At 70.6% G+C, this 7332-nt stretch carries 5 protein-coding genes and 1 pseudogene; 4 read left to right on the forward strand and 2 right to left on the reverse strand.

Going from position 1 to position 7332, the window contains the following annotated elements; all coding sequences use genetic code 11:
* Positions 1–4: 4 nt before the first annotated feature.
* Entirely contained in the window at positions 5–2260 is a 2256-nt protein-coding gene (recD2, locus tag BXA11_RS10380) for an SF1B family DNA helicase RecD2 (protein ID WP_143734178.1), read from the reverse strand.
* A 95-nt stretch (positions 2261–2355) separates the two neighbouring features.
* Positions 2356–3798, reverse strand: a complete 1443-nt coding sequence (locus BXA11_RS10385) for a serine hydrolase domain-containing protein (RefSeq protein WP_204053930.1) — start codon at positions 3796–3798, stop codon at positions 2356–2358.
* Positions 3799–3925: 127 nt separating this feature from the next.
* Here BXA11_RS10385 and BXA11_RS10390 point away from each other — a divergent pair, with 127 nt between their 5' ends.
* The 4 genes and pseudogenes from BXA11_RS10390 (at position 3926) to BXA11_RS10405 (ending at position 7204) form a co-directional block, all read left to right on the forward strand.
* Positions 3926–4786, forward strand: coding sequence for a helix-turn-helix domain-containing protein (locus BXA11_RS10390; protein ID WP_076434300.1), 861 nt, complete (start codon positions 3926–3928; stop codon positions 4784–4786).
* Positions 4787–4805: 19 nt separating this feature from the next.
* Positions 4806–5140 (forward strand): annotated as a pseudogene (locus BXA11_RS45630) (IS630 family transposase); the annotation flags it as partial.
* 296 nt (positions 5141–5436) lie between these two features.
* On the forward strand, positions 5437–6426 hold the full coding sequence (locus BXA11_RS10400) for a quinone oxidoreductase family protein (protein ID WP_076434301.1): 990 nt from the start codon (positions 5437–5439) through the stop codon (positions 6424–6426).
* A gap of 166 nt (positions 6427–6592) precedes the next feature.
* Entirely contained in the window at positions 6593–7204 is a 612-nt protein-coding gene (locus tag BXA11_RS10405; protein ID WP_076434302.1) for a CGNR zinc finger domain-containing protein, read from the forward strand.
* The last annotated feature ends 128 nt before the right edge of the window (positions 7205–7332 follow it).

Below are 7332 nucleotides of genomic sequence, written 5' to 3' on the forward strand. Positions count from 1 at the left end.
CAGTTCAGAGCACGCGGAGGCGGTGGGTCAGCCCCGTGTGGCGGCGACCCGCCCCCCGCGTGCGCACGGCCTGGCCGAGCGCCCGCCGCGACCCGACGATGACCACGAGCTTCTTGGCCCGGGTGATCGCGGTGTAGAGGAGGTTGCGCTGCAGCATCATCCAGGCGCTGGTGGCCAGCGGGATGACCACGGCCGGATACTCGCTCCCCTGGGAGCGGTGGATGCTGACCGCGTAGGCGTGGGCGAGTTCGTCGAGCTCGTCGAAGGAGTAGTCGACGTTCTCGTCCTCGTCGGTCAGCACGGTCAGCTTGCTCTCCTCGGAGGTGATGGCGGTGACGACGCCGACCGTGCCGTTGAACACCCCGGCCGCGCCCTTGTCGTAGTTGTTGCGCAGCTGGGTGACCTTGTCGCCGACGCGAAAGACCCTCCCGCCGTACCGGCGCTCGGGCATGCCCTCGCGGGCGGGGGTCAGCGCCTCCTGCAGGGCGATGTTGAGCGCGCCGGCGCCCGCCGGGCCGCGGTGCATGGGCGCCAGCACCTGTACGTCCCTGCGCGGGTTGAGCCCGAACTTCCTGGGGATGCGCCGGGCGACGACGTCCACGGTCAGGGCGGCGATCTCCTCGGGCTCCTCGCAGGAGAACAGGAAGAAGTCGGGGAACTCGCGCACCAGCGGGTGCTGGCCGGTGTTGACGCGGTGGGCGTTGACGACCACGCCGGACTCCTGCGCCTGGCGGAAGATCTGCGTCAGGCGCACCCGGGGGATGCCGGGAGCGGCCAGCAGGTCGCGCAGCACCTCTCCGGCGCCGACCGAGGGAAGCTGGTCGACGTCGCCGACGAACAGCAGGTGCGCGCCCGGGGCGACCGCCTTGGCGAGCTTGTTGGCCAGCAGCAGGTCGAGCATGGACGCCTCGTCCACCACGACCAGGTCGGCGTCGAGGGGGTTGTCGCGGTCGAAGGTGGGGTCCCCGCCGGGGCGCAGCTGGAGCAGCCGGTGCACGGTGGTGGCCTCGTGACCGGTCAGCTCCGCCAGCCGCTTGGCCGCCCGGCCGGTCGGGGCGGCCAGGATGACCTTGGCCCGCTTCGCGCGGGCGAGGGTCACCACCGAGCGCACGGTGAAGCTCTTGCCGCAGCCGGGGCCGCCGGTCAGGACGGCGACCTTCTCGGTCAGCGCGAGCCGTACGGCCTCGGCCTGCTCGGGCGCGAGATCGGCGCCGGTCCGGCCGCGCAGCCAGTCGAAGGCGGCCGGCCAGTCCACGTCCGCGAACGCCCCGAGCCGGTCGTGGCCGGAGGTCAGCAGGGTGCGCAGGGTGCCGGCCAGCGACAGCTCGGCACGGTGGAAGGGGACGAGGTAGATCGCGGGAACGGTGCTCTCGTCGCCGTCTCCGTTCTGCTCGCCGCTTCCCCTGGCGGGGACCTCCTCGCGGACCACGCCCTCCTCGGCGACGAGCTCCTCCAGGCAGGCAGCGGTCAGGTCGGGCGGCACCTCCAGGATCTTGACGGCGTCGGCGACCAGGTTGGGGGCGGGCAGATAGCAGTGGCCGTCGTCGGCGGCCTGCGACAGCGTGTAGCGCAGACCGGCCTTGACCCGCTCGGGACTGTCGTGCGGGATGCCCACGGCCTGCGCGATGGTGTCGGCGGTCTTGAACCCGATGCCCCACACGTCGTCGGCGAGCCGGTAGGGCTCCTTGCGGACCACGTCGATGGAGTCCTCGCCGTACTGCTTGAAGATGCGCACGGCGATGGAGGTGGACACCCCGACGCCCTGCAGGAAGATCATCACCTCCTTGATGATCTTCTGTTCCTCCCAGGCGGCGGCGATCATCTTGGTCCGCTTGGGCCCGAGGCCGGGGACCTCGACCAGGCGCTTGGGCTCCTCCTCGATGATCCGCAGGGTGTCGGTGCCGAAGTGGTCGACGATCCGCTCGGCCATCTTCGGGCCGATGCCCTTGATCAGCCCGGAGCCCAGGTAGCGCTGGATGCCCTGGATCGTCGCCGGCAGGACGGTCGAGTACGACCAGACCTCGAACTGCCTGCCGTACTTGGGGTGGGAGCCCCAGCGGCCGGTGAGCCGCAGTGACTCGCCCACCTGCGCCCCGAGCAGCGGGCCGACGACGGTCAGCAGCTCGGTGCCGGACCGCTCGGTGGCGACCCTGGCGATCGTGTAACCGGTCTCCTCGTTGGCGTAGGTGATCCGCTCCAGCACGGCGTCGAGCTGCACGCCGGGCGGCCTGCCCGCGGCGCCTCCGGGAGGATTCGTCATGGCTCGCATTGTCTCCCACATGGCGGGACCCGCCCGACGCGACCGGTGTCACGGGGGACGGAGCGGCCGGCGCTCGCGCGCCTCGCCGGCATCGCCTACGCGACGTCGGGCCGTGTCATCAGCGGCGACCGCAGGTGCAACTCCAGATCGGGACCGGTCAGGGGGACGATGTTCCACGTCGCCACCGCTGTCCCGGCTCCGGCGTCGACCACCAGCCTGACCCGGTGCGGAGTGGTGATGACGTAGAGCTCGGCGACGAACGTGCCGCCCTGCCAGGCGCCGGTCGCGACGACAGGGCGGCCGAGCGGCGAACTCTCCCGCCATACGCCGTGGCCGACCTCGACATCGAGGGACGATCCGAACCGCAGGAGCCATCCACCGTCCACGGGATCGACGATCACCGGGGTTCCGCCGGGCAGAGCGGAACCCTCGGCGGAGGCGTCGATGCTCGCCTTGACGGGACGCCCCGGGGCGGCCGAACCGGGCACCGGCGCGAACGACAGCCGCCGCAGCCGCTCGGCGAGGATCTCGTCGTCCCGGGTGCTTCCCGCCTTCCGGTCGAAGTGGTCCATGCCCGGCAGCAGGCACTCCCACAGTGCGTCGAGCATCTCCTGTGCCTGCGTGTGGGCGCCGGTCACGGCGACCACGAGGTCGTGCGACGGGACGACCACGCATTGCTGGCCGAAGGAGCCGTCACCGTGGTAACCGTGGCGCGACACCCAGAACTGGTAGCCGTAGCCGCTCAGGTAGTCGGAGTCCCCCGATCCGTCCTCGAACGGCAGGGTGTCGATGTGCCGCCTGGTCGCGAGTTCCACCCATTCGCGCGGGACGAGCTGCCGGTCGCCCCAACGGCCTCCGCGCAGCAGCAGCTCGCCGAAGGCGGCCACGGCCTCGGTCGTGAGGTGCAGTCCGTGGAACCCGAAGGCCGCACCGCTCGCCACCCGGTCCCATTCCGCGCGGTCGATGCCCATAGGCGTGAAGAGGCGCTCGTCGAGCAGCTCGGGGAGGCCGCGGCCCGTGACCCGTTCCACCATCCGGGCCAGGATGAAGGTGGTCGGGTTGTCGTAGGCGTGCCGTGTCCCCTCGGTCTCGGGAAAGGGCACGCGCAGGAAGCCCTTCACCAGGTCGCCGGGTTCCAGCCGCCATGCCTCCGCGAGGCTGTCCGTGCGGTGTCCGGTCGTCATGGACAGCAGGTGGTGAACGGTGATGCGGCGTGCCTGCTCCGAGATGCCGGCCGGAACGTGGCCGGGCAGCACGTCCACCACCCGGTCGTCCAGCGCGAGCAGCCCGTCGGCGATCGCGAGCCCGACGGCGACCGCGGTGAACGACTTGGTCAGCGAGTAGAGAAGGTGCGGGCGTCCGGCCGAGTACGGCGCCCACCAGCCTTCGGCGACGACGTGACCGTGGCGTACGACCATGATGGAGTGGCACTCGACGGATCGTGCTTCGAGCCGGTCCAGCATCGCGCCGATCGAACGGGACGACATCCCCGAGGCGGCCGGTGTCGAGCGCGGCAGCAGGGCACGCTGAGAGGGCATGCGGCCACCGTAACAAGGCCGTGCAATCGAATTTCGCGACAAAGCGTGGAGCCTCCCCTCAGGGGCCCGGGGCCGCCCGCCGGCATCGGAGATCACGACGTGCGGCTGGGGTGATTAGGCTGGTCGTATGCCGTCGACGGGGACCCCATACGACTGGGCGTGGGTGGACGTCGCGGTCCCGGGTGCGCCGGGCCGGCTGCCGGGGGTGAGCATGGCCGGGTTCCGCCAGCGCTCCCCCGCGCTCTGGGACATCACCATGGTCGCGTACCCGTTCGTCACCGTGTTCGTCGACCTGAGCGATGAGGAGGCCGTCGTCTACGACGCCCACGGCCGGAGCCGGCGCGGCAGTGTCGTCGCCGGGCTCCTTCCCGGCGATTTCCGGGCGGCCGGCCGCCGGGTCGAGTGCCTGCAGATCCGGCTGGAGCCGGTCGCGGCGGCCGCCGTGTTCGGCGCGCCGGCCGAGCTCAGCGGCACGGTGGTGCCCCTCCAGGACGTCTGGGGCCGCGACGCCGGGCGAGCCGAGGACAGGCTGCGCGCCGCCGCGTCGTGGGACGAACGGTTCGCGATCGCGAGGGACCTCCTCGGCCGGCGGCTGGACGCCCGTCCCCCGGTAGATCCGGAGGTCGCCCACGTCTGGCGGCGGACGCTCGCGAGCCGGGGGCGGGTGCGGGTCGACGGCGTGGCGGACGAGGTCGGCTGGAGTCGCAAGCGCCTGTGGTCCCGTTTCCGGTCGCAGCTCGGGATCACCCCCAAACGCGCCGCTCAGCTGGTGCGGTTCGACCACGCCGCCCACCTTCTGGCGGCGGGGCACTGCGCCGCCGGGGTCGCCGCGGAAAGCGGCTACGCCGACCAGTCCCACCTCAACCGCGAGATCAAGGCGTTCGCCGGGCTCACGCCCACGGCCGTGGCCGAGGCGCCGTGGCTCGCGATCGACGACGTCGCCTGGCCGGCCTCGGCGCCGGTGTCGTCGCCGGCCCGACATCCCTAGTGCTGTGACCGGAAACGATCCCTTCACCCGCTGGTCGATCCGCAAGCTCGCCGCCTACCTGACCCGTCTTCCCGGGCGGGCTGTGCGGATCGGTCGGGAAGCGTTACGTGCCCTGCTCGCCCGCCGGGGGGTCACCTTTCAACGGACCAAGACGTGGAAGGAGTCCCCGACCCGGACGTCGACGCCAAGCTGGACCGGATCGAATACGCCCTGACCCACCGCCCGGAGCGTACCTTCGCCTTTGACGAGTTCGGGCCGTTGGGCATCCGCCCGACCGCCGGATCGGGGTGGGCGGCCCATGGTCGGCCGAACCGGTTGCCGGCCACCTACCACCGCACCCACGGCATCACCTACCTCGGTCCACTCGGCCAGGCGGCGCCGGCGCATCCCGCCACGGATACGGCGATCCCAGCTCGCGATCGATTCCGGGCAAGACATAGCCGTGGAGATGTCACCTATGTTGACTTCATTGGTCACTCGTAGTCATGCGGGACTGCTTCGCTCGTCCACCTCGTACGTATGGCGAAGTCGACTTGAGGGCAGGGTGCGACCCAGCCAGTGGACAGACATAGGCAAACTGCTTAAGCTTCTTTCATGCTCTGAGCCATCGGTCGTCCGACCGATCGGCGGGGCCGAGGTGAGGAACGACCATGCGCGCGATTGAATACGACCGGTTCGGCAGCTATGACGTACTGGAGTTGCGGGAGAGGCGCCTGCCGGTGCCCACCGAGGGGCAGGTGCTCGTCAGGATGTCGGTGGCCGGGGTCAACCCACTGGACGAGACGGTGCGTTCGGGAAAACTCGCACCCGCCCTGCACAAGCCGCTGCCGATCCGGCCGGGTGGCTTCGGCGTGGGGCGGGTCGAGGAGCCCGGCGCCTCGGGACTGGCCGCAGGTGACCGTGTCGTGCTGAGCGGAGGACGGTACGGGGTGAGCACCGACGGTTCGTGGGCCGACTACATCGCGGTCGACGCGGCCCATCTGGTGCCGATCCCGGACGGCGTCGACGACGAGACCGCAGCCGCGCTGACCACCGGCGCCGGTTACCTGACCGCTTACCTGGCGCTGAACGAGTTGGCGGGCTTCCGCGGCGGCCGGAGCGTACTGGCGCCGGGCGTCGGCGGTGCGGTCGGTCAGGGCGGCGTGGAGGTCGCCCGTGTTCTGGGCGCGTCGCAGGCCATCACCACGGCCACCACCACCGAGAAGGCGGAGCTGGGCCGGGCCGCAGGGTATGAGGTCATCGACCTCACGCACGAGTCGCTGCGTGAAGGGGTGGCGCGGCTGACGGACGGTAAGGGCGTGGACGTCGTGCTGGACGGCGTCGGGGGTTCCGTCACCGGGGAGGCACTCGGTTCGTTGGCCGTGGGCGGCACCCTCGTCAGCATCGGTTACGCGGCTGGAGTGCGCGCCGAGATCAACGTGACCGACCTGATATGGAAGAACGCCCACATCCACGGATTCAGGTTCGCCTTGTTCACTCCCGAGCAGGTCAACGCCGCCAACACGGCCCTGCTCGACCTGGTTTCGCAGGGTGAGCTCCACCCGAAGGTGGCGCAGGTCCTCCCGCTGGAGAAGGCTTCCGAGGCGCAACGCCTCCTGGCCGAGTGCGGCCCCTTCGGCCGCATCCTGCTCGCTCTGTGACCCAGCGCGCCGCAACGGGGTGACACGGGGCGTATGCCACAGCGCTGAGGGGAGCACCTGACGGGCACGTCGGCAGTGCGGACATGTCCGTTAGGATCCGCTGACACACCGTGTCGGTGGTACGTGACGCCAGGGGATGTCGCGTCCCCGGAGAAAGGACAACGCGATGACGTGGCCGGCCACGGAGCGCTACGCTTTGGAACCTGCTCCCGGCGGTCTCGCGTTCGTCCAGGACCTGCTGAACACCTCGCCCGCCGGCAGGCCGCGCCATGCCGACTGGCTCGACGACCCCACCACCGCGCAGACGTGGCTGAGCGAGGCGCTCGCCCAGTGGAGCGCGGCTTCCGGTCGGCCCGCTCCTGCGGTGGACCTCACCGATCGTGACTGCGAGGCGCTGCGGGATCTGAGATGGGCTCTCCACAGGCTTCTCTCCGATCAGAGCGACGGTGCCGAGGCCGTGTCCGCGCAGGTACTGGCCGCCCTTCCCACACTGTCGGTCTCGATGCGGGTCGACGAGCGTGGCACCGTCGTCGCAGAACCTTCGGGTACCGGATGGCGGAGGGTCGCATCGCTCGTGCTGATCGAATGCCTCCAGGCCCAGCAGACCGACCAGCGGCGGCGACTGAAGATATGCCGCAACGAGCGCTGCCAGTGTGCGTTCTACGACCGTTCACGCAACAACAGCGGCGTCTGGCACGACGTACGGTTCTGCGGCAACGCCGCGAACCTGCGCGCCTACCGCGCCCGCAAGCGGGAACAGGCCGCCGCCGGCGAGTGACCCTCGCACCGCAAAACCGCACTGGAGTACTCGCTAGTGCCATACGCCTGAAATTCGTCGGATAAATACTTATCCTGATGCGTATGGGGAATCCGGGCCCGTCCGCAGTACCGATCGAGTTGACCGAT

The sequence above is a fragment of the Microbispora rosea genome (genome assembly GCF_900156315.1).
GTDB classification, from domain to species: Bacteria; Actinomycetota; Actinomycetes; order Streptosporangiales; family Streptosporangiaceae; genus Microbispora; species Microbispora rosea.